13 protein-coding genes and 1 pseudogene are annotated in these 23,464 nt (G+C 66.3%); 1 reads left to right on the top strand and 13 read right to left on the bottom strand.

Going from position 1 to position 23,464, the window contains the following annotated elements; all coding sequences use genetic code 11:
- Positions 1-114 precede the first annotated feature (114 nt).
- From AC1DOP_RS21965 to cqsA, 13 genes and pseudogenes are all read right to left on the bottom strand, one after another.
- A complete protein-coding gene (locus tag AC1DOP_RS21965) occupies positions 115-729 on the bottom strand; it encodes an SCO family protein (RefSeq protein WP_477253360.1) in 615 nt (204 codons plus the stop codon).
- Between the two features lie 32 nt (positions 730-761).
- On the bottom strand, positions 762-2,369 hold the full coding sequence (locus AC1DOP_RS21960) for a c-type cytochrome (RefSeq protein ID WP_477253358.1): 1,608 nt from the start codon (positions 2,367-2,369) through the stop codon (positions 762-764).
- 7 nt (positions 2,370-2,376) lie between these two features.
- A complete protein-coding gene (locus AC1DOP_RS21955; RefSeq protein WP_477253356.1) occupies positions 2,377-4,608 on the bottom strand; it encodes a S8 family serine peptidase in 2,232 nt (743 codons plus the stop codon).
- Positions 4,609-4,617: 9 nt separating this feature from the next.
- On the bottom strand, positions 4,618-5,073 hold the full coding sequence (locus AC1DOP_RS21950; protein ID WP_477253354.1) for a hypothetical protein: 456 nt from the start codon (positions 5,071-5,073) through the stop codon (positions 4,618-4,620).
- A 9-nt stretch (positions 5,074-5,082) separates the two neighbouring features.
- Entirely contained in the window at positions 5,083-7,212 is a 2,130-nt protein-coding gene (locus AC1DOP_RS21945) for an Ig-like domain-containing protein (protein ID WP_477253352.1), read from the bottom strand.
- A 10-nt stretch (positions 7,213-7,222) separates the two neighbouring features.
- Complete coding sequence (locus tag AC1DOP_RS21940) at positions 7,223-8,587, bottom strand: multicopper oxidase domain-containing protein (RefSeq protein WP_477253350.1); 1,365 nt, start codon at positions 8,585-8,587, stop codon at positions 7,223-7,225.
- Positions 8,584-9,813, bottom strand: a complete 1,230-nt coding sequence (locus AC1DOP_RS21935; protein WP_442123257.1) for a multicopper oxidase domain-containing protein — start codon at positions 9,811-9,813, stop codon at positions 8,584-8,586. Before AC1DOP_RS21935 ends, AC1DOP_RS21940 begins: the two co-directional genes overlap by 4 nt.
- Positions 9,814-9,844: 31 nt before the next feature.
- Complete coding sequence (locus tag AC1DOP_RS21930; protein ID WP_477253348.1) at positions 9,845-15,661, bottom strand: choice-of-anchor Q domain-containing protein; 5,817 nt, start codon at positions 15,659-15,661, stop codon at positions 9,845-9,847.
- Between the two features lie 617 nt (positions 15,662-16,278).
- Positions 16,279-17,085, bottom strand: coding sequence for a sensor histidine kinase (locus tag AC1DOP_RS21925; RefSeq protein WP_477253346.1), 807 nt, complete (start codon positions 17,083-17,085; stop codon positions 16,279-16,281).
- Positions 17,086-17,342: 257 nt separating this feature from the next.
- A complete protein-coding gene (locus AC1DOP_RS21920; RefSeq protein WP_477253344.1) occupies positions 17,343-18,899 on the bottom strand; it encodes a fatty acyl-CoA reductase in 1,557 nt (518 codons plus the stop codon).
- Between the two features lie 3 nt (positions 18,900-18,902).
- A complete protein-coding gene (locus AC1DOP_RS21915; RefSeq protein ID WP_477253342.1) occupies positions 18,903-19,919 on the bottom strand; it encodes a DUF2156 domain-containing protein in 1,017 nt (338 codons plus the stop codon).
- Positions 19,916-20,572, bottom strand: a pseudogene (locus AC1DOP_RS21910) (class I SAM-dependent methyltransferase); the annotation flags it as partial. The pseudogene AC1DOP_RS21910 and the gene AC1DOP_RS21915, both read right to left, overlap by 4 nt.
- A gap of 96 nt (positions 20,573-20,668) precedes the next feature.
- Positions 20,669-21,907: an alpha-hydroxyketone-type quorum-sensing autoinducer synthase gene (cqsA, locus tag AC1DOP_RS21905; RefSeq protein ID WP_477253340.1), complete on the bottom strand. Its 1,239-nt coding sequence runs from the start codon at positions 21,905-21,907 to the stop codon at positions 20,669-20,671.
- A gap of 186 nt (positions 21,908-22,093) precedes the next feature.
- On the opposite strand from cqsA, the gene AC1DOP_RS21900 reads away from it, so the two are divergent.
- Positions 22,094-23,464 (top strand): sensor histidine kinase, encoded by a 1,371-nt coding sequence (locus AC1DOP_RS21900; RefSeq protein ID WP_442123263.1) that lies wholly within the window; start codon positions 22,094-22,096, stop codon positions 23,462-23,464.

Below are 23,464 nucleotides of genomic sequence, written 5' to 3'. Positions count from 1 at the left end.
TGGACGGGAATACATGATAGGCCTGCTTTTTGGAACCGGCATGCAGGCACTGTACTAAAACGGGCGCATGCCGCCCCTATGCGGCGCACCCTATTTCCCGCTACGGGGTTTACCTTATTTACCCCGCAGTTCCGCGACCAGCTGGTCGGCGCTCGGAAAGCCCTCCAGCCGCACCCAGGAGCGCCCGCCGGCCGGCCGCACCAGCGTGACGGCGGCATGGTTCATCTTGTCGCCCCGGAACAGATCGAACGCGCGCTGCGCGGCCGCGCTGGCGTCGACGCTGCCGGTGTAGAAGCGCCACTCCGGGCCGGCGCCGAATTTCGCGGCATAGGCGCGCAAGGCCGCGGGCGTGTCGTTCAAGGGATCGAGGGAAATCGACATCATGCGGACATGCTCGCCGCGCCGCAGCCTGGCCGGTACTTCCGAGAGGGTGCGGCTGGCGATCGGGCATACCGTCGAGCAGGTGGTGAACACGAAGTTCAGCAGGACCGGGCCGTCGAAGGCCAGTTCGTCCTCCAGCAGGGTCCGCTTGCCGTCGGCACGGGTCAGCACGATCGGCGCCGGCGCCGGCCGGTACAGGCCCGCACTCCTCGCGAGCGGCGGCAGCGGGACGCCCGCGCCTGCTTTCGACTGGTCGTGCGCCCGGCACGGCGTGCCTGCGGCGCCGAGAACCAGCGCCAGGATGGCCAGCGACCGGCACGGGGCGCGGCCTCGATCGGACTTTGACATGGCGACCTCCAAAGAGACATCAAGCGGCAGGCTCACGGGCCTGCAGCGGCCACGGACGCGCTCACCGGCTCCGTCTCGCCGCTCACATAGACTTCATGCGCGGCCACGCGCATGTCGCGGCCGAGGCTGAGATGCGGATACATCGAGGGCAGCACCGTGACGTTGACGTTGTGCTCGACCAGTTCGACCAGGTACTCGCGGGAAAAGCTGTCGAGCATGTGCATCATGGCTTCGCCGATCATCGACAGGGCGAACAAGGCATCGACCTGCACCGCTTCCTCGCCGTCGGGAATTGCGCGGGCCCGCAGCCAGTCGCGCACGCGCCGAACGCGCCGCTCGTGCGCGGCGCCCGTGTCCCAGCGCGTGACCAGCAAGCTGCGCTCCCAGCCCGGCGGGGCCGCCGGGGCCAGTGAACCGGAAAGGTAGACCGGCACCTCCGGCGCCGGGGACCACCTTGCGAGCTGTCCGCCATCCAGCCAGACCACCGTGGCGATGTCGCCCTGGCGGCCGAGCCGCCGCTCCGGCTGCGCATCGTCCCCCAGCACCTGGTCGGCGAGTTCGATGCGGCCGGACGGCAAGGCCCGCCGCAGGGCCGCCGCGGCCGCCTCCGCCAGCGGGTCGCCGCCGCGATAGACCTGGGTCACGCGGCCAAGGGCCAGGGTGCCGGCCAGGTGGCGCGCCAGCCCCTCCGCCTCGAGGATGATGCCGTCCGAAAAATAGATGGTGTACCGGTTCGGCAACGCAGCGGCCGGCAACAAGGTCTGCGGCAAGATGCAGGGCAGTCTGCGCCGTTCGCTGAACCGGTGCAGCGGGGTCCAGTCCTGGTCGCCCAGTCCGGATACCAGCGCAAACACCGGCTGCGCACGGTAGAAGCGTTCGAGCTGTTCGCCCCAGCCGTCGGGCGGGCCCTCCAGTTGCCAGACATGCGTCACCCAGCGGCGATATGCACGTTGCATACGCATGGCGCCGGCGCTGCGTCTTGCCGGTTCCGAACGCACCGCTGCGTTCTTGTCGCGGATGAAGGCGTCGAAAACCGCGAGCAGCGCGGCCCGCCGCGATGCCGGCACGCCGGGCTGGATCACGGTCGCGAAATGCACATCGCGGTCGTCGACGCCTTCGGGCGGCGGCGCGCCGAGCGTGTGCAGGTAGGCGCTGAGGTCGCGCAGCTCGCCCGCCGACAGCCCATAGCGCGGCATCAGCGCACCCAGGGCCTCTCCACGCATGTCGACACCGCTTCGCAGGGTCCTTGCCAGGCTCGCATCGTCATACGGCGGCCGCTGCGGCTTGCCGAGCTGATGGGCGATTCTCGGGCTGGCGGCGACCGGGGCACGCTCCTGGAACAGGTCGTTCGCCGTGATCGGCCGCACCACGAAGGCGCCCTCCGCGGTGCCGAAGCCGCTCGGCCTGTGGCATTGTGCGCACGCCGCTTCCTGGCCTTGCAGGACGATGCCGTTCGCCCCGACACCCCGGATCGCCGTGCCGTCGCGGGTGACGCCGCTGCGGTAGATGCGCTCGCCGGCCGCCGCCGCCGCGACGGCGGGCGCCTTCACCGGCACCTGGGCACAGGCCGCGGCCGGTCCCAGCAGCCATCCCGCCGACAGCAAGGCGGCGCCTGCGAGGCGCGCGATCAGGATGCCCATGACCGCCTCACTGGACCTTGACGGTGACCGTGGCGGTATTCGACCACTGTCCCTGCGTATTCTTCACCCGGTAGGTGAAGGTTTCGGTGCCGCTGAACCTGAGCGCCGGCGTGTAGGCGATGCTGCCGTCGCTGTTGGCCCTGGCGCTGCCGCCCTTCGCGGGCGCGTTCACGATCGCGAGGGTGGACGGTGCGATCGTGCCGCCATTCGCATTGTCGTTGGCGAGCACGGTGAGCGTCCGCGCCGCATACGGTGCGCTGCGGTAGACCGGCGCCGTGTAGCTGTCCGCCACCGCCAGCGGGGCCTTGGCGGCCGCCTGCACCGTCAGGCTCACCGTCGCCGGCGAGCTGCTGGCCGAGGCGTCGGCGGCGCGGTAGCTGAAACTGTCGGCGCCGCTGTAGCCCGCCGCCGGCGTATAGCGGAAGCTGCCGTCGACGTTCAGCACGAGCGACCCGTGCACCGGTGCCGTCACCGGGAAGGCCCGGATCGCGTCGCCGTCGGGATCGCGGTCGTTGGCCAGCACGCCCGGTGCGGCAATCGAGAGGATCGCGTTGGCGGCGACCGTATAACTGTCGGCGCCCGCCAGCGGGGCGCTGTTCGCTTTCAGCACCGTGACCGAGAAGCCTTGCGTGGCCTGCAATCCGGACGGGTCGGTGACCTGCGCCACGGCGCCCTGCGTGCCCACCTGCTGAAGGGTCGGGACCCAGTTGATGACGCCGGTGGCGGCATCGATGGCCATCCCGGCCGGGGCGGTTTTCAGCGCATAGGCCAGCTTGCCGCCCTCGGGGTCGCTGGCCTGCAGCGCGTAGACGTAAGTCTCCCCCACCATCACCGAGGCCGGCGCCGTCGAGGTGATGACCGGGGCACCGCCGCCGACGCGCGCGGCAAGCAGCTCGCGCGCCGCGGCGACATCGACGACGCCATAGCCGTACTGGTTGTCGGGGCCCGCGTCGCCGAGGTCACGTGCGCTGTCGACCAGCGCGGTTTCGATCGTCGACAGCGGCGCCGCCGGAAACGCCCCCGCCAGCAGGGCCAGGGCGCCGGCCACGTGCGGTGCGGCGAAGGAGCTGCCCGAGACGGTGGCGTACAAAGGCATGCCGCCGAACGACAGGTCGGTGCTGACCACGTTGACGCCCGGCGCGACCAGCTTCGGATACACGCCGCCGTCGCAGGCCGAAGGGCCGCGGCTGCTGTAAGGATCGAGCACCAGCGATGCATCGAGGGAACCGACGGCGATCGCCCCCGGGTTCGATGCCGGGCTGGCGCTGGTCGCCGGATCCGGCCCGCCATTGCCGCCCGCGAATACGATCGAGATGCCTGCCGCCTTCAGCGCCTGGATGTCGCCCGCGAACTCGGTGTTGCAGCTGCCCGGCGCAAGCCCGCTCAGGCCCCAGGAAGCGTTGACCACGTCCGGCGCGTCCAGGGTCGCCACGTTGCCGTCGGGATCCAGGAGCCACTGAAAGGCGAGATGAAACTTGCTCAGGCTTCCCGTCCCGCTGTCGTCGAATACCTTTGCCGCGATCCAGCGCGCACCCGGCGCCATTCCAATGGGCGTGCCGCTGGCGGAGGCGCCCACCATCAGCCCGACGGTCTGGGTGCCATGCCCACTGAAGTCGTAGGGCGTGGCGTGCTGGGCATAGGGATCGTACCAGCTGTTGGTGCCGCCGCGCCAGCTTGCCGCCAGGTCCGGATGGGCGGCATCGACCCCGGTATCCAGGCTGGCGACCACCGCGCCGCCGCCGTTCAGCCCCATTCCCCACAGGGCCGGCGCCGTGACCGCGTCAAGGTTCCAGCTGCCGGACGGCGCCGCCGCGGCCTTCGGCACGCTCGCGAACAGTACCGCGCCGTCATAGCCGATCCGGCCAATCCGCGGGTTGCGGGCAAGCTCTTGCACGGCCCAAACCGGCAGCGTGACCGCCACCGCATTGATGATCCACAGTTGCTGCGGATTCGCGACGCCGAACTGGGCGAGGATCGGCCCCAGCGTGGCGGCCCCGGCCCCGGCCTTGGCCTTGAGCGCCTTCACCACCGCGTTGTCGCGCTTGCGGCGGTCGTTCACCTTGAAGGCGCTCAGGTCGACACGGTCGGGCAGCTGGATGATAACCGGCAGCATGTCCGCCGCCTTGTGTTCCGCCAGCTTCGCGGCCAGTTCGGGCGTCAGCACCCCCGCCCCCACCGGCTGCGCCAGCAGCGCCGCCAGCATGCCACCGCCAAGGGCGGCTCGAATCGCTGTCTTCATCGCTGCCTCCTATTCGACCGTCAGGCGCGCCAGCGGCCGGCCGTCGACCGCGAGCTGCACCGTTTCGCCGGCCCGCACGGCATGTCCGGGATTGACGAACAGGACGAAATAATCCCGGTCCTGGTACAGGACGTGATTGCGCGCGGTCTGGCGCATGGGTCCGATGACGGGCGATTCGGGGATGCCGAGCGCGGCGCCGCGCCGCGGGTCGAGCAGCTGGACCTTCCTCTTCGAGTCCAGCAGCACGGCCGCCTTGGCGGGGTCGGTGACGCGGTAGCGCAGGTCGAGGATGTAGCCGTGGGCCGACAGGTGCAGGCCGTGAACCGCGATACCCAGCGATTCGCCCAGGGCCGGATCGCTGACGGCGGCGGCCGGCACAGCCGGCGGCGGCGTCGAACATCCCGCCAGCGCCGCCGCGCCGGCGGCGCCGGCGAGCCAGCGGCGGAAAAGGTGGCGTTTGATCATGGCAGCCTCCTAGTTGACCTGTACCGTCACGACGGCCCAGCCGGTGCTGTTGGTGCTGCCGGACTCCTTGCCGAGACGGTCCTTGACGCGGTACTCGAAGGTGTCTGACCCCGTGAAGTTCCAGCGCGGGACATAGGTGACGCCGGCCCCGCTGACCGTCACGGTGCCACCTTGCCTGGTCGCGCTGCTGGAGCCGCCGCTGCCTCCGCTGCCCGGCTGCCGCACCCGCGCCACTGCCAGCGGCAACTGGTTGGCCGCGTCCATGGTGGCGCTGTCGGGGTCGGTGTCGTTCGCCGCCGGGGCCAGCGCCACAGGCACATAGGCGCCGCTACCAAAGGTGCGGCAGGTCGAACCGGATGTACCGACGCGGACGATGCAGCGTGGCGCATCGAAGGCATCCGCCGCCGCCACCGGCGCCCGGTTATCGATGACCTTGATCGTCACCAGCGTGTCGGCGCTCTGCCGCGCCGCCGCGCCGCTGCCCGTCTGGGCCCGATAGGTGACGCGCACTTCGTTGGTGGCGGTCGACGAGCTCATTGCAAGGCTGCCGTTCGGATTGACCGTGACGCGGCTCGAGCTGGTGTTGCAGTTGCCGTTGACGACCGTGCATTCCTTGATCTTCACGGCGCTCAGCGCCTGCCCGCCGGAAGCGCTGTCGTTGGCGAGCACGCCCGGGGGCGCGACGGACTGGTTGCCGGCGCTTGCCGCGTGGGCGATCGCCGTGTAGGTATCGGCCACCGCGACCGGCGCGTCACCCGTCCCGGCGGCCGCCACCAGGGTGTAGGCCTGGTCGGCGAACAGGGTCGGCGCCACCTGGTCGGTCGCGCGCAGGGTCAGCGCATAACTGCCGGCCACCGGCGCCGGCCAGCTGACCAAGCCGGTTGCGGGCGCCACGCTCATGCCGGCCGGCGCGCCGCTCAGGCTGTACTGGACGGCATGTCCGGCACTGCCGGTGGCATGCGCGGCATAGGTGTAGGGCTGGCCGACGGTCGCCGTGGTCACCGGCGCCGTATCGAAGACCGGCGGCGCCGCGACCGCGGGCGCCACCGCCAGGCGGAACTGCATGCCGCCGTTCGGGTTGCCGTTGCTGGTATCGTAGAAGCGGCTGTCGAACACGGCGAACCTGAGCGTATCCTGGGTACTGCTGCTCACCGGCTTGAGCAGCACGTCCAGCGTCTTCGCCGGCGGCAGGAAGGCCGTGTATTGCTGGCGCGGATTGCCCAGGAAGGGTACCGGATTGCCGTCTTCCGCCACCACTTGCCAGTACTGGCCATTGATCGTCGGCACGTGCGATTTCAGACCCGCATTGACGAAGCGGATCAGCAGGTTGCTCCCCGCCGGCACCCCCGGCGAACCGGGCGCCAGGGTCGGAATATCGAGCGGATCGAGGCCCTGGCCCGGAAACGGCGTACCGTTGATCAGGAAATACTTCGGCTGGTATTCCAGCGTACTGCCGGGCCCGCCCCTGCCGCCATAAGTGCCGGCCGCGACCGCCGCGTGCATCGCCGGGTCGATCTCGCTGTAGACCAGCGTGACCTGGTTGGCGTAGACGATATTGGTGCCGCCGCTGCTGTAGGCGACCCTGCCGGTGCCGGCATCCTTGGTCATCGCGCCGTACAGGCCCATCTGCACCTGGACCTGCGGATGGGTGCCGCTGCTGTACAGATAGGTGCCGGGGCGGACGCTGGTCCAGGTATAGGTGGCGGTGCCGCCGCCCGGCGCCGCCTCGCGGTCGAAGGAGCGTACACGCGCCGTCGTGTTGCCGGCCGGCCGCGCGCCGGTATAGGTCGCGCCGCCATCGGGTTCGAACCAGACCGGCTGCATGCCCTCCTGCTTGACCTGGCTGGCGATCACCAGCGAGCTGGGTTCGGGCAGCGTATTGGTCAGGTGGACGACCAACCCTTCCCCCGGCGGCACGTTCAGGGCCGGACCGGGTACCGTGACCGGCGCAGTGCAGCCGGTCGGCGCCGCACTGCCCGTGCCGCACAAGGCATAGCCCCACATCGGTACGCCGGCGATCGTCGTGGTACCGGTCTGCAGCCAGTACTCCGCCGCGCTCGCGGAACCCCAACCGCCCAGTCCGGCAAGCGCCAGCAGCACGGCCGCGGTCCGGGCCCGCATCAGTCGATTCTCTTTCATGACCGCCCCCTCACTCAGTGATCGCGACGTCGGGTGCTTCGATGATCAGGAAGGTCTTCATCCCGCCAGGAAACACGTTATTGGTCGTGATTTCTTTTTCATTGTGCGAATGCCAGATGTGGAAATAGCCGCCGTTCTCGCTCAGGCCGGGGTGGCCCTGCGGCAGGACGCCGAACTTGCCCAGGTAGGGACTGCCGCTGTAGTACTCGCCGTAGGCCACGTCCTGCTGGTTCGGCAGGATGACCGGGAAAGCCTTGCCGTGGTCGGCGCACCATTCGTGAGTCGGGCTGTATCCGCTCGCGTCAGGCACGCAGGTATGGGCATTGTCGGTGCCATAGATGTCCCAGCCGATGCCCTTGCCGGTCCACTCGAAGATCAGGTCGGCGGTCTGGCCGGGGATGCTGCGGATCGTGAAGTCCGGCGAGGCCAGGTCCGGGCCGCTGCCGGGCGCGCTTTCCAGCACCCTCGCATCGCGCGCCAGCGGCTGCATGTGGGCGCCGTGATGGTGGAAAGGATGGAGGTCGCGGCCTGCGTTGAGCTCCCGCACCAGGACCTTGTCGCCGGGGTGCATGATCGGCGCGGCGTTGTACGGCTGGTTCGGCAGCCAGGGTACGCCGGCCCCCAAGAGGGTGTCGGGCGCATTGCGGCCGTTGATGAACCACATGGTGGCAAAGAAGCTGGCGGTGTCGACGTTGACCGGCTGGTGGTTGCGCACCTGGCTCGCCACGGTGTCGTGCATGGCCGCATCCATATCCGTCAGCAGCAGCAGGAACTCGCGGTCGAACTCGGTACCCGCCTGGTTGTAGGCTTTGCGCGTGGCCTTCGCCGACGGATCGAAGCCGGCCGGGCGGACGATCAGCGCGCCGAGCAGGCCCATCTCCACTTCCAGCGACGGCTGGGAGCCGCTGTGGTACAGGTAGGTTCCCGGCTGGCCGGCGACGAAGGTATAGCTGACGCTGCCATTGCGCCCCGCTTCCTTGGTCAGGACACCGTCCGCGCAGGCCGGCGCCGGCGCCGCGCAGGCCGCGGTCACGCCGATCTGGCCGGGAAAGACGACCGACACCGGAAGGCCCTCGACCGGGAGCTGGTTGACCAGGTTGACGGTCACCGTGTCGCCCTGCTGGACGATCAGCGTCGGCCCGGGATACTGCATGATCCCGGTGGCGGCGTCGGCATAGCCCCAGGCATAGACGGTGTTGCCGTCGCCGGTCACGAGGCTGGCGTCGGTGGCGACCAGGTTGAAGGTGCGCGGGCTGGCCGGCGTTCCCGCTCCGCTGCCGCTGATGCCGTCGATCTTGGCCTGGGCATTGCCGGCCAGTGCGGCGATGCTGAAGCCGATCGCGGCCGCGCGCCGCGCGATGTTGGCGAAGTTCATGTCGCATCTCCCGTGATCACGATCTCCGTCATCATCCCGCCGTAGTCCTGCTCGTTATTGCTGAGGAAGTTCAGGTTCGTCGTATAGAAGAAATAGGTGCCGGCCGGCACCGATGAAGCGTCGATCATCACCTCGACCGACTCGCCGCCGCCGAGCGTGACCGAGGCCGTGTCGTAGTACAGGTCCTTGCCGGTGGGCCCGCGCAGCTGGCGCGCGCCGGCGCCGACCACCGTCATCGGCAGGCCATGCGCGGTGACCGTGTAGTAGTCGGCCACCCCCAGGTTGGACAGACGTAGCAGCAGACGCGAACCTTCGGTACTGCGGTTCAGCGTCACCAGCGCGGTCGTCTTCTGCGACTGGAAGGTGGTGCCGGCCGTATACGGGTCGACCTGGGTCGGCGGCAGAGGATTGGGATTCACCGTGTCCGGATAGCCGCGGCCATTGATCATCGGGTAGATGGTCTTGATCTGGTTGAAGGGGATTGGCTGGATCCCGAAATCGGCTTCGTGGGTCGCCGTGTCGAATGCCGTCAGCTGCAGGGCGACGGCCTTGGTGTAGCCGGTCGAGCCGTCGCCGTCGTTGTACACGAACTTGTTGTAGGTCTTGCCCTTGTAGGTCTTGCTGGTGCCGTCCTGCTTCGGCTTGACGAACAGCTGGCCCTGCATGCCCATCTCGATGTGCTCGGTCGCCTCGACGTGGCAGTGGTACATATAGGTGCCGGGCTCGTTCAGGTTGTAGAAGTAGGTCACGCTGGCGCCCATGTTGACCGTCAGCGCCCCTTCCGGGACGCCGTCGAAGATCGGCGCCTGGTTGGCGAAACCGTGGAAGTGGACGCTGTGGGTGTCGAACAGGTCCGGGCGTGCCACCATGCCGACATTGCTCAGCGTGAGGTAGAACTTGTCGCCTTCGTTCAGCTCGATCAGCGGGGCCACGAAATTGGCGCGCGCCAGGTTCAGCACCACATCCTTGGCCAGGGTGCCGGTCACCTCGTCGAAGCCGAAGGTATACATCTGGCGCCCGTCCGCCATGGTGACGAAGCCGTCGCCGCCGGTCAGGTGCTTGCACACCGTGTTCGGAGGACGGACTTCGCTGCCGGTCCACCTGGCGTCGCCATTTGTATCGCCAGGGCACTGCACGAATACGCCGGCCCGGGCTGCCCCGGGCAGGGCGGCCAGGGCCGCCAGCAAGGCCGGCCCACCGAGTTTGCTGATGATCTTCACGTTCACGATACGCTCCTTCACATGGGACCAGTTGGCATCAGGGCACGGTGCCGCCGGCGAAGTCGTCGATCCGGGCGTTCCCCGGCTCCGTGATGCCGATCCGTCCGGCGCCGGCAACGAAAGCGGTGGTTCCGGTCGTCGGCAGGGTCGCGCTTCCCAGCAGGGTCGGCACCCCGGCCTGCACCTTCCACACGTTGACGACGCCGGCGCCGGTGCACTGGGCCAGCAGCGTGTCGCCGGCCGCCAGGGTCACGCCGCTGGCGAGCGTCGCGGTGTTGGCGAACGACAGGCCGCCGGTGGTGGTGGTGTCGACAAGGATCGAACCGGCGTTGTAGCGGACCCTTACGTAGCTGGGATACGTACCGAGCACGAAGTTGCCGGATGCCTTCAGTAGCAAGCCGACGCCGTTGAGCGTACCAGCCCCCAGGGTCAGGGCCGCAGCCTGGTTGGCGCCGAACTGCGCACTCCAGAACGCCGTTCCGGGCAGCAGCGCGCTGGCCGCCTGCTGGCTGTTCACCCGGATGGCGGCGGCGCCGAGCAGCACCGCCTGATTCCAGCTGGCGCCAAGGGTATTGGCGTTGGCGCGGTTGAAGTTGTCCAGCAGGGCCACTTGCGGCGCCGCCGCCGGCGGCCCCGAGCTTCCGCCGCCGACCTCGTCGGCCCCGATGTCGATCTTCGATGCGGTCCGGGTTTCGCCGTCGTAGTCGACCGCCGGCACGCCGTTCGACCCGGTACGGCTCAGGCCCTTGTCGATCGCCGGCGAGGATGCCTGCAGGTGGTAGTCCCCGAACAGGCTGCAGTTGGCGGCGCTTTGCGGCGATTTCACCTTGCCGTCGCTGCCCATGCAGTTCCAGAGGGTCAGCGGGCCGTAGCGGATATCGATGTAGTTGCCGCCCTCGTCGCTGGTCGCGGCGGTATCGATCGTCGTCGAGAAGCCCGGAATGAAGGGCGTCGGCTTGCGGTCGCCGTTCGCGTAGTTCGCCACGAACAGCGGATCGACCGCCAGGTTGCCGTTGTTGTCGTAGCCGCCGGTTCCCAGCAGGGCCGACAGGATGCTGTGATCCGGGCTCAGCTTGTCCTTGCCGCTGTCGACGTACTTGGCGCCGAAGCTTCCCTGGTTCGCGCTGCCGATGACGGCAAGGTCGACGTAGACCGGATTCGAGCCCATCGGCGAAGCGGTGTTGCAGCCGCCATTCGCGGCGGCGTCGAACAGTCCGAACTCACCTGCCCCGGTGCCGGTGATGGCCCAGCAACCGGCACGGTTGTGCCAGAGGATGTTGTTGGTCAAAACAGGCTTGGAGAACAGGTACTGGTTGCGCCTGTTGGACGGAATGGCGGCGACCAGGCCGGCGCTGCTGCCTTGCGACACCAGGCCGGCCGGCTGCGGGCTCGACTGCGGGTCGCCAGGATGGGCGAAGGCTTCCTGCGAGGTGGCCGTCGTGTCGTTGAAGGCAATCGTGTTGTTCGAGGCATTCACCTTGAGCGCATCGACGATCGCCACGCCGCCGCCGGCATAGCCGGAGACGTTGTCGACGATGATGTTGTTGACCATCGTGACGCTGTTCCAGCTGTTCTCGTTGTTGGGCGCCCGGCTGACGTCCAGGCCGTTGACTTGCGCCAGCCGTACGCCGCCGCCAGCCCCGGATCCCGCATTGTTACCCTGGATCAGGTTCTGCTGCAGGCTGACCGAACCGGTACCGGCCGACAGGGCGCCGGCATCCACCGGTGGCGCGCCGCCGATGAAGACGCCGCCGCCGGTCGAATTGGCCGACTGGTTGAACACCTGGTTGAAGATAATGCGGTTGTTGGCGATCATCCCGCCGTCGGCCAGGCCCAGCTGCGCCACGCCGCCGCCGTGGCCGAGGCTGAAGTTGCCGCACACATGGTTGTTCACGACCTGGTAATTGCTGGCGCCATTGCCCAGGCTGATGCCGCCGCCGACGCCGGCCTCGGTACCGCCGTTCTGCACCACCCAGTTATGGTGGATGTTCGCATTCGGATCGACCGAATCGGTGTAGCCGCCGTAGGCCGTATTGTTCTGGTCGAGCAGGTCGACGTGGCCGATCCGGATACCGCCCGCGTAGGTGCCGGAATTGCCGACGATGCGGTTGTTCGCGATCTGCACGTTGCGGCCATAGCCGCTGACCAGAATGCCCCCGCCGCCGTCGGCGCCGGTCACGGTCAAGCCGTCGATGCGGGCCGGATTGGTCGCGTTGAAGTGACCGTTGCCGCTTCCGCTCGATGCCGCCTTGCCGACCACCAGGATGCCCGGCGCTTCGTCGGCGCCGAACAGGATCGGTTCGTTTTCGCTGAGGTTACCGCCCAGCGACTGGCCCGGCAGCAGGTCGAAGGTGCGGTTCGGACCGGCGTTCAGGGTGTTGACGCCGGTGTCCGGATCGATGACCGGCGGGCTGGCCGGGGTGGCGTCGATCTTGCGGTCGATCAGCTTGCGCCATTTCTTGAGCGTGTCGTTGGCCAGCTTGGCGGCGTTGATCATGGTCGACATGGCGCCCCAGCCCTGTAGCTGCACCTTCTTGTCGACGATGACCGGCGTATTGTAGATTCCTGGCGGAACGATGATCAGGTCGCCGTCGTTGGTGGTCGGCGCGTCGATGACGGCCTGGATGCTGCCGCCGGCGGGCACGTATTTCGGGGTCGCCCCGCCCACGGTCACGGTCAGGCCGACCGGCGAGACCACGCCGGCGCGGTAGACCAGCAGCTGTCCGGTCACGGCGTTGGCCGGCACCGTCACGACCAGCACGTCGTTGGCCCAGTTGCCCACCACCGGCAGTTCGACGCCGTTGAGGGTGACCTTGTTGCCCGCGTTCGGCGCACCGAAGCCGAAGTCGCGCTTGATGAGACGCGGCGAACCGTCGTTCGGATCATAGTAGGGGTTGAGCACGTCCATGCTGCCGGCCGAGACGATGGTCAGCGTGCGCGTGCCCGTTGCCGGGACCCAGGGTCCGCTGTTGCCGTTACCGGTGACGCTGTAGATCATCGGCACGCCGTCGGCGAATTCGCAGTCGACCGGGTTCTGGGACGGTCCGGCGAAGGCCGCCACCGGCACCACCGGCGTATCCAGGTAGGTCGTCTTGCCCGGCAGGTACTGGAAGGTATAGCAGAACTGGCTGTAGCGGCGGTCGAAGTACGGGTCGATCACCATTTTCGGGCTGCCGTCGGAATTCCTTGCGCCGCTCGGGTCGGGGATCGGTCCCGGGGAGTTCATGCACGAGGTCATCATGCTCGGCGAGACGCCGGATGGGAACGGCGGATTGATCGTGAAGGTCGACGGCACCAGGAAGTTGAAGGAGCCGAATTCGTCCGCGTACACGCGGCCGACCTCCCGGCCGGTCCAGTCGAGCAGTGAGACGGGCAAGTGCGGCGGCGCATGCTTTTCACCGAAGGTCGGCGCATTCACGTCGAACTCGCTGGAGAGGTCGTCGAGGATGAAGCCGACGCCATGGCCGGCGACCGGCGCTTCCGTGTACAGGTAGAAGTTGGGCGCGGGATTGCGGCCCGGCTGCATGTCCACCAGCTTCATGTCGCACTTCTTCCAGGTCTGGCCGGCAGACTTGTACATCGGATTCGACTGCTGCTGGTCCGGGAACAGGGTCAGGTACTGCGGCACCGGCAGGTCGCGCCCGACGCAGGGGAAAGGCTCGGCCTGGGGCGTCGGCGTGATGACGTCGCCGAACACCACGTTCTTGTCGCCGTTACCCTGGTGGAAATATCCCGGGGGCGCGACGGCTTCCACGACATACTTCACGTTCGGCAGGTTGGCCTGGCCCGCCACGCTGCCGAAGGCATAGCCGCCATCGAACACCGCCGGACGGGCCTGGTTCCAGTTCCGCAAGCCGTCATAGCAGTCGAGCGGCTTGCCGGCATCGGGGCCATACGGCACCTTGTACTTGTCGCCCGGGCATTCGGAAGGCAGCGCGTCGTCCCAGCCGTCGGTCTTGCCGAGGCCGACATAGGGCTGACCATTGTTGTCGGGATCGGCGCCCCATTTGACGACGTCGCCGTAGCTGAACTCGTCTGCGCCACCGCTCCTGCTGCGCTTGACGTCTTCCGGGCCTTTGAGCGGCACCGCGGAATTGCAGGACGCCGGGTCACGCCAGCAGAACGGGTAATTGTCGACATCGGGCGGGTCGTACACATAACCCTTGCTGCTGAGAGTGGGATTGGAACCGTCGCTCTCGCTGCAGGTGCCGTTGTTTGCCGCTGCCGGCTTGTCCGGCTTGCCGTCGCCATCGCAATCCAGATACAGGTTGACCTGCACGCGCGGGATGCCCGGCTCCCAGTTTTCCGCGGTCGCATTCTTCGGATCGTCTTCCGCCCGCGTGATGCCATACTGGACGATGCCGGCGATGCCGCCATTTTCCTGACCGGCATAGGCTTTCTTGCCGTATTCAATATGGTTGGTCTGACCCAGGAAAGCCTGCATGCCCTCCAACAGCACGACGCCCTGCTCCACGCGGTAGGGCATGGTCTGGCCTTCGGATTGGCACAGGGTGGGACTACCGGCGGAATTCGCGGTAACGTCTTCCTTGGTGCAGGTGTAGAGCTGCGGCGTGAGGCGGTTGAAGGACGGCGTCGTCCAGCCGTTATGGGCCGGCACCGCGCCGCCGGCGTCGACGACGATCGTCGCGCCGGTCGCCTTGAAGCGGGAATAATCGACCTCGCCGATCATCCAGTTAAAGAACGGGAAGAATTCGTTGAACTTGAACTCGCCCTTCGAGTCGGTCAGGGTCGACTGGTAGATGCTGCCGTCGCGAAAACGGATATTCATCACCTGGTTGGCGATGCCGACTTCGTTCGCGTCCGGGAAACCGTCTTCGTTCGTGTCGTAGAACACCTTGCCTTCGTAGCGCGCAAACCAGTTAAAAACGGGGACGTTGCCCAAGGCCAAGCTCGTGGCGCCCGGAGCGACCGTGACCGGCGCCGTGGCGATGATCAGGTCCAGCGCCTCGTCCCATACCACCAGTTCCCAGGTGCCGGCCGGCACTTTCGGGATCGAGAAGGTGCTGTCGGCATTACAGGGCGTCGCATACAGGGCGCGCCGGGTGCCGGTCGACTCGTTCAGTCCGACCCAGCATCCCGGAAACGGTGCGCCGTCATGGAAGCTGTAGTCCGGCGGCCGCGAATTATGGATGTTGACGATCTTGCCGGTGATGGTGGCATTGCCGTTCAGGACCGGCGTCGTTCCGTTCTTGGCCAGGAAACCCTTGTGCGTGAAACCGGTGAAGACATGATGCCCCGGGGGGCCGAATTCCTGGAAAAACGGCGGTTCGCCATTTCGAACCCAGGCGTCGTCGCCCTTGGTACCTTCGATGGTGGTGGTCTGCTGCCAGTCGGTGCCGGTCGGCGGCACCACCTGCACCGTATATTTTGCGGGGAACAGGTTGCGGATATTCGCCACGCCATCGGGGCCCGACTTGATGATCCCGCTGCCGCGCACCAGCATCACCGGCTTTCCGCCAACATCATAGCAATAGCCTGCCACCGCCGTTTCACCGGCCGCGCAGGCAGTCTTGTAGGTCGTGCCAAGGGGGTTGCCGAAGGCATCCTGCGTGACCTGGCCGCCCGAGGCGCCATAGGTGCCGCCGGCCTCCGTCAGCAGGATGGTGAAGCCGGCAAGTCCCTGTTCCTGCGGCAGGTCGGGGGCGGCATTCAAGGGACTGTTGTCGTTGAAAACGAATACCGAAATCTGCGCCGCGGGCAGCGGATATTTATTCACGTAAACTGTGACGGAGCTGGCGCCGGCGGGAATCGCCGCGCCGCCCATCGCGTATCCGTCATCCGGCAGGATCGAGATGTAGTAGCGCTTGGCCGGATCCAGTTTCGGGAGCGGCATGTACTTGCGGTCCGGGTCGAGGCACGCTACCGAGTCGGTAGCGGTACAGTCATTCCCTGTCAGTGGCGTACCGTCGACGGTTTTTCCTGCCGCAATTACCGGCATGTAACTGGAGTGAAAGCTGAAGGAATAATTGTCGCGCGTCGCGTGTTGCCCGGGCACCGAGTCCTTGCTGACGTCCTGCTCGATGGTCCAGCGATAACTCTTTACCTCGGTAACCGCGCCGCTGGGATCGACTCCCTTGACCGTTACCTGTAAAGGATTCGTTTGCGCCTGTGCAAAATTACACAGGATGGCCAGCAAAAGCGAAAATGCCGTCGACAGCAGGCATTTCGCCCTTCCGGGAACCGCGCCGAAAAACGTAAGCATATCCATGTTCACTCCCCAGGCACCCTTTAGTTTTATGAAAGCCGATTTGGACAAATACGGCGGCATCGGGTAATGGCTGCACGAAACCAGTATGGCGGAAGGAATGAGGCGGCACAGGGAGGCGAAGGTTGCAGTTGAAAGGGAGGTAAACTACGCACGCGGGAGCGTAATACAAGGTAGGCGAAACTACCGTTCCGGAAAATGAAAATGGCCGCAGTGCGGCCATTTTCATCGCTGAAACAAAGTAATCAACAGAGTGCTGCGATATTCCATTCCACGCCGATCCTGGTCCCTTTTCCCGGGCTGCTCGTGATGTCGATTGCGCCGCCCGAATCGTGAACGCGGCGTATCATGCCGACAATGCCTGAGGACAGGCGGCGCTTGGGCATGCGCGACTGCGGGATGCCGGCGCCATCGTCCGCAATCACCAGCGACAAGTGCTGCGTCCCCGCAGAAAATACCACCGTCAAGAGATGCGCATCGGCGTGCTTCAGAACATTATTCACCGCCTCCTGGAGGACGCGAAAGGCGACGATCCGCAGCGCGGACGGCACGTCATTGTCGGATACCGAAATGTCCGCATCGACCTGCAATTGGGGATACGCTTCGCGGGCTTCCCTCAGGATAAAAGAAATACTGGCGATTAGACCCAGGTCGTCGAGCATGGACGGATACAGGTCCATGACCGTTCGATGCAACTCGTCGATAGCCTGGCGCGCGCTCGAACATGCGTGATCGAGGGCCAGGTCGAGCGCGGGAACGAATCCACTAGAACCTGCAGCCGTCGCCTTTGCGCTGCGCAATTCGATTGCGAGCATTGTCAACACCTGTCCCAGTCCATCGTGAAGGTCCGCGGCAATACGCCGCCTTTCAGATTCTTGTATTGTCGAAATACAATCGATCCATTTTCCTCCGTCGTGGTGTCGAATGCCTGGCGGGAATGCCCGCCGTTGATCTCCTTTCGACTTCCTTGACCGGGAAATATGATTCGATCCCTTATGGTTTGCAAGTCCGGTACTTAATAGATCCGCAAAGTTTACCGAGTAATCTCCCATCTCGTTCCCCTAGGCCGACTGCGTTTTTAAGTATTGGTTAACTCATTACTGCGAGCACATGTTACTAAACTCCGCCGACGAAAACGTCGTAAATATGCCTCGACATGGCATTTTTTTTGCTTAACGATAAATTCACAATTAATCGCCGGAACTATTTCCCGTTTTAAAACAGCACCTTTTCAAAAGCGCCAAATGAAAATCCAGCCGGTGGCTGGATTCAGATAGGTGCACAAACAGCTACTCTCGCGCTGACGACCTCAAGGGGAATCGGCCACCGGCACCGGATAGGACCGGGTGTCCACGGCGGTATCGTTGGCGTGCGCAAGGCTGTCAGCCGCCCTCGCCTCCTTGCGCTTGAGCGCATAGCGGTTCAGCCCCGCCATATGCACCCTGCATAAATAATCCTCCCAGTCGATGGCGCGCGGATCGACCGGATACGTCGCCCGATCCTCCTGGCCGAAGCGCGCCGCCAGCGCCATCAGGCCACGGTTGTCGAAGCGGTAGCGCGGCTGGGCATAGAAGGAGAAGGTGAGCGCCAGCAGGCGGGTGGTGCGCAGCTTTTCCATCGCCGGGGTCTCGCCGGGCTGGCCGGCCAGGCGGCGCAGGCCGCTCCAGGCCAGGGCGCCCAGCGCCACGCCGGCCATCGCCAACCGGAAGCGCAGATTGCCGACCACCCGGAAGTCGTGCTTCGGCTCCTTGTGGAACAGCTTGTCGTACTGCCGCCAGTTGCGCCTGGCCTCGTCCTGCAGCAGGCGGATCAGGTCCCCGACCAGGATCGGGTTAGAGGCGCCACTGCAGCACTGGTAGATGCGGTGGCCCACCGGCCCCGCCAGCGCTTCGGCCGCCGCCAGCAGGATGGCGTTCGCCACCAGGTCGGCCGGGATCACGTCGATGATGCCTGCCGGGCGCGCCGGAAAGAAGCTGGTGCGGCCGCGCGCATAGGCCAGGATCACGGCGTCGGCCACCTTCACGCCTTCCAGCCAGCCCGGCGCCGGATCGCGCAGCGTGCTCTCGATGATGGACGGCCGCACGATGGTCAGCGGGCGTCCGCGCATGCCCTGCATGGCCAACTGCTCGCCCATCCACTTGGTGAAGGTATAGGTGTCGTTCCAGCCGTGGCGCTTGGCTTCGCGGATGCCGAGCGCGGTCAATTCCCGGTCCAGCACCTGCGGATCGGCGTGGCGGGCCTTTACCGCCTCGATGCGGCGGCGCAGACGACCGGCCAGGGCCCCGATGTCGTGCTGGCCTTCGCGATCGCGCCCGATGGCGGCACGCCCGGCCGGCGCGGCGGAATCTTCGAGGATGTCGCCGCGGCGGTAGCCGTTCACATAGCAGGTCGAGACCTGCACCAGCGGCGCCCCGGCCGCGCGCGCCAGCGCCGTCAGCTGCCGCAGGCTGAGGGTGTTGATGTCGAGGGCCTCGTCGAGCGGCTCGCGGAAGTTGACGCTGGCGGCCGCGTTGATCACGAGGTCGGTGCGTGCGGCCAGTTCGCGGAAGCGCTCCGCGCCGAGGCCGAAGCAGTCCTGCGTCACCTCGCCCGTCACGCACTCGAGCCGTTCATCGAAGAAGCGCTCCAGCCAGGCGCCGCGCTCGGCCCGCAGGGTATCGAAGATCGAAGAGGTGGCGATCTGGCGCTGGAAGCGTTCGCGCGCATTGCCGGCCTCGCCGCCGCGGATCAGGAGGATCACGCCTTTCACCTCCGGCGCCGATCGGATCAGCTTTTCGAGCACCACCTTGGCCAGGAAACCGGTGGCGCCGGTCAGCAGGATGCGCTTGCCGGACAAGGCGGCCGGCACGCTCAATTCGTTGGTCATGGTTCAGATGATCCGGGTGAGGCGGAACATGGCCGTCATCGCCAGCGCCGGCATGGCGTTGCGGTGGCAGCAGTAGGTCTTCTCGATGCGGCCCTGGAATCGCGACTTGGCGAATTCGAGTCCTTTGAAGTTGTACAGGAAGTCCATGCGCTCGCGGATCAGCGACATGGTGGCGCGCAGCACCCTCGACTCCTGGGCTTCGATCGCGGCATCCACCTGCAGCGGCACCAGGCCCAGGTCCACGTAAGGCACGCCCTCTTCCCGGAACACCGCCAGCGCATGCGCCATCAGCGCGTACCACAGGCCCTGGCGGAAGTTGGCGGACGAGCGCGAGATGTTCGGCACATAGCCGGCCAGGCGGCCGTCCCGGTAGATCGGATCGAAGAAGATGAAGCCGACCGCCTCGCCTTCGGCATCGTAGGCGTAGAAGTAGCGCGTGCCTTCGCGGTAGTCGATGATCATCGGCCGGATCAGGAAGCGGATCTCGTTGTTCTTGCAGCGCCGGGTGCGGATCCAGGCTTCCGAGATACGCTTGACCTCATGGTCGAAGCCGCCCTCGCGGATCTCGATGCCCTGGCTCCTGGCGCCGTTGACCGCGGTGCGGACAATCTGCTTGCGCGCGCCGCGCAGGCTCCAGTCCGCGAGTTCGATCTTCGATTCGCTGCCGAACTGGGTGCCGTAATAGCCGTGGCGTCCGTGCAGGTGGTCGACCACCGCCTTGCTCACCTGGACGAAGACGGCGTGCGGGAAGCGCTCCAGGAAGCGGTCGATCAGCACTGCGCGCTGCTCCGGCGCGCACACCGGATCGGCCAGCGCGAACTGCATGCCCCAGTACTGGGCATAGGCGATGTAGCCGGCGCCCGGCAGCTCGAAGTAGGCCATGTCCGGCTGCATGGTCGAGAAGGACATCGGGTGGCTGCCATATTCCTTCAGCCAGGCCACGCGCCTGGCCAGCTCGGCGTGGGCGTCGGCGTCGGCCGGAGCGAGCGGCCGGGTGAGCGCGAGAGCGGCGTCGCTCATGCGAGGTCCGGCTTCTCGCCCAGCACCGACCAGTAGCAGTCCAGCAGCAGCAGCTTGTAGTGCTTCTGCTCCTGCACCCGCAGGCCGAGCTTCTTCATCCACTCGGGATAGTTGTAGATATTGTGGAAGGCGTTCCCGGCAAACAGCCAGAAGAAGCCGACCGCGCCATACCAGTACAGGGTCTTCACCAGCCGGCTCAGGACGTTCCCGGTCGGGAAGGAGAAGTCGCCCACCACCACCCGCGCGCCCGGCCGGCCGAGGCGGATCAGGTGCTGCAGCACCTTCACCATCATGTCCTCGTGGAAGACGTTGAGGAAGAAGTTGGCCACCACCATGTCGTAGCGCTCGTACTCCTCCACCTGCATGATGTCGCTGTGGACCTGGCGGATCGAGACCTGCACGCCCTCTTTCGCCAGGTTGGCCTGGAACTTCCTCAGCATGGTCTCGGACAGGTCGACCACGGTGACCTCGGCCCCGCGGCCCGCCGCGTAGACCGCATCCCTGCCGTGGCCGACGCCGGCGAACAGCACCCGGTCGCCCGGCTGCAGGCGATCGAGCATCGCCACCTTGCACTTATGGATCGACTTCCCGCTGTAGAAGGCACTCAGCCAGTCGTAGATCGGCCCAACGAGCCTGTATTTGTCGCTCACGCTTGTCTCCTTCTTGTCTTTTGTATAAGCGTAAGCGAAAGCGTCAGCCCTCCACGATTTTGTGCCTGCCTTTAGGAGCCAACTTCCTGGCCTTCCGAGTCAGTGCACGCGGCGCCGGCGGACGGTCGAGGTCCAGTTCTCGAGGTCGACCTCGTCGCGCATGTCGGCGCAGGCGTCCAGCAGCTTCGCGATCTCGCGCTTCGTCAGGCCCGAGTTCAGGGTCAGGCGCACCAGCGCGCGGTTCTTGGGCGTGGCCGGGGCGCAGAACACCGCGCCCTGGATACCGCGGTTTTCCAGCGCCTTGCGCAGCACCAGGGTCTTCGGCTCGGTGCCCACTTCGAGCGCGATGATCTGCTCGCTGCCCTCGTCGACGCAGTAGCCGAGCCGTTCCAGGCCGCTGCGCACTTCCTCGGTGATGCGGCGCAGGCCGGCCCGGCGGACGTCGGCCTGCTCGACGAAATCGATGGCGGCGTCGAACCAGGCCAGCTCGTGGTTCAGCAGGCAGGAGCTGAAGATCGCCGGGCGCGACTCCGACAGGAAGTAGCCCTTGAAGCGGCTCGAACAGGTGATGATGCCGGCGCGGCCGGCGAAGGCCTTGGCCAGCGAGGCGGTACGGAAGTGCACGCGGTCTTCCAGTCCGGCGGCGATCACCAGGCCGGCGCCGCGCGGACCGTGGGTGCCGAGCGAATGCGATTCGTCGACCACCAGCACGCTGCCGGTCTTCTCGGCCAGGGCAAGCACCTCGTGCAGCGGCGCCAGGCTGCCGTCGGTGCTGTACAGGGCGTCGACCACGATCACGCCGGCGCCGTGCTTGTTCAACTGGCGCTGCAAGTGCTCCATATTGTTATGCAGGAAGGGCACGGCCCTGGCCCCGCCCAGCTGGACCCCGTCCCACAGCGAGGCATGCGCCATGATGTCGAGGTAGACCGGCACGCCCGGCTCGGCGATGCTGTGCATCAGCCCGACGTTCGCGGCCCAGCCGGATTGCGCCAGCACCGTCTGCTGGGCGCCCATGAAGTCGGCGAACTTCTCTTCCAGCCGGTGCTGCCGGCTGCCGGCCTGCAGGTAGACGGCCGACATCAGGTTCTGCCCGGCCTTGCCCTGCAGGGCGCGCACCTGGGCCTGGAGCAGCGCCGGTTCGTTCGCCAGGCAGAGGTAATCGTTACCGGCCAACATGACCGCGCCGGGTCCCTGGCGCTTCCACACATGGACGTGCTCGCCGCCCATGAGCTGTTCGATCCGGTTCACGTGGTGTTCGTCCATCCGGCGGGTGACGAAGGCGGGCATGCGCAGGGCTGCGGGGCGGACATGGTTTTGGGCTTTGGTCAGTAGTGTCATTTTTTTATCTCCAGGAAAAATTTCATTGTGTCCATACGCAAAAATTCGGCTCGGCTTCTCGACGCACTCTTGACCGAGATCAATCTGAACTGAGCAGTTTCCTTCAAGCTCAACCAACAATTGCGTGAGATCAATTGTTAAGTGACAAGGATCGAAAACAGACGGTCGACGACCGGGAGTTGCCGAGTGAAGAATCTGCTGTACAGGAGCATCGCGAACATCAGTGCGCCGATCAGGATGCGTTATCGGCTGACCCGCCCCGCCTTGCTGGCGTGGCTGCTGCGCCAGGACCAGCTGCACGAGCATGCCGTGGTGCGGCTGCATTTCCTCGCATGGGTCGGCTGCATCGGCATGCCGGCGTACTACCTCATCTGGACAATGTGGTTCCCACAAAAGTTCGAGAGCCCGGGCCTGCGGATACTCGGTTTTGTTCTATGCCTTCCAGCATTATTGTTCCCGCGCAAAATCAAGCGAAACTGGCTCCGTCCCTATGAGTTCATCAGCGTCACCTATGTGATGCCCTTCTTTTTCAGCTACATGTTCCTGATGAACCACGGCTCGGCAGTGTGGGGCGAATCGCTGCTGCTGGCGCTGATCCTGCTGTTCCAGTTCGATTCCCTGTGGGCGCTGCTGTCCTGCAGCGCCGGCGCGCTGGCCGCCTGCCTGCTGTACGTGGTGCTGGGCGATCCGAACGCGAGCGGCGATTTCCACGCCCTGCCGCTGGTGCTGGAGCAGGCGCCGATCTACGTCTTCACGATCGTGATCGTGGCCCTTACCAAGATCGGGCGCCGGCTGCTGGCGAGCGAGAAGCTGGCCGGCATGGCGCAGGCGCTGGCGATGGTCTCGCACGAACTGCGCACGCCCCTGATCAGCATCTCCGCCAACGTGCGCGGGATCGCCAGGGCGATACCGGGCGCGGAAGAAGGCGTGCCGGAAGCGCTGGAGCGGATCGGCTTCGAGGTGCGCCACATGAACCAGATGATCGACCTGTTCCTGATGTCGGCAGCGGCCATGAACCAGCAACTGGCGCCCAACGAGCGGGTATCGATGGCCGAGCTGGTGAACGGCGTGATCGGCCGCTATCCCTTCGTCAGCGGGGAGCAGCGGCGCCTGGTGAGCGTGGTGGTGCGCAGCGACTTCGCCTTCCGCGGACGCCAGGAACTGGCCTCGGTGGTGCTGCTCAACCTGCTCCGGAATGCCCTGAAGGCCCTGCAGCGCGCCGGCAAGGGGAAAGTGCGGATCATCGTCGACGGCGCCCGCAAGCGCCCGCGCCTGCTGCTGATGGACAGCGGCTGCGGCATCCCGGCGCGCCAGCTGCCCTACATCTTCGAGCGCTTCTATTCCTACCCGGCGAACACCGGCGCCGGCATCGGCCTGGCGCTGTGCAAGGACATCGTGCATGCCTGGCACGGCAAGATCCGCTGCCGCTCGCGCGAGGACCTGTACACGGTGTTCGCGCTGGAGTTCCCGCCGGCGCGGCGCGCCGCCGACGCGTCCACGACGCCGCGTCCTCCCCGTGCAATCAACGACCGAGTCGAACGAGTCAACGAGGCTTAG

Source organism: Massilia sp. 01N410 (genome assembly GCF_056399665.1).
Note: the sequence above shows the minus strand (reverse complement) of the source record. Positions and strands in the feature narration are given on the sequence as shown.